Source organism: Pedococcus sp. P1_H8 (assembly GCF_056405175.1).
In genome coordinates, this window is record NZ_JBFUCP010000329.1 from 1 (window position 1) to 405 (window position 405).

Consider the following 405-nt stretch of genomic DNA (forward strand, 5'->3'; position numbering starts at 1 on the left):
CCCTCGGGGATGTAGTTCGGCACCAGCGTCGGCATGCCGATGCCGAGGTTGACGTACTGCCCGTCGGAGAGTTCCTGTGCCACCCGCGCGGCCATCTGCTCGCGGGTCAGCTTCTGCACAATCGTCTGAGTCATGCTCGTACCGTTCGCTTCTCGATTCCGACAGTGACCTTGCCCACGGGCACGACGCGCTGCACGTGGATACCCGGGGTGTGGACCTGGTCGGGATCCAGCTCGCCCGGCTCGACGAGGTGCTCGACCTGCGCGATGGTGATCCGGCCCGACGCGGCGGCCGGGGGGTTGAAGTTGCGGGCGCTGCGGCGGAAGACGAGGTTGCCGTGGCGGTCACCCTTCCACGCGTGGACGAGGGCGTAGTCGGCGACGATGCCCCGCTCCATGACGTACG

The 405-nt window shown here is 67.9% G+C and carries 1 protein-coding gene and 1 pseudogene; both read right to left on the reverse strand.

Annotated features, from left to right (window positions below; all coding sequences use genetic code 11):
* A pseudogene (locus AC1DYG_RS20230) lies at window positions 1-110 on the reverse strand (CoA-transferase); the annotation flags it as partial.
* Between the two features lie 20 nt (window positions 111-130).
* A partial coding sequence (locus tag AC1DYG_RS20235; protein WP_477641627.1) for a CoA transferase subunit A occupies window positions 131-405 on the reverse strand: 275 nt, incomplete at its 5' end.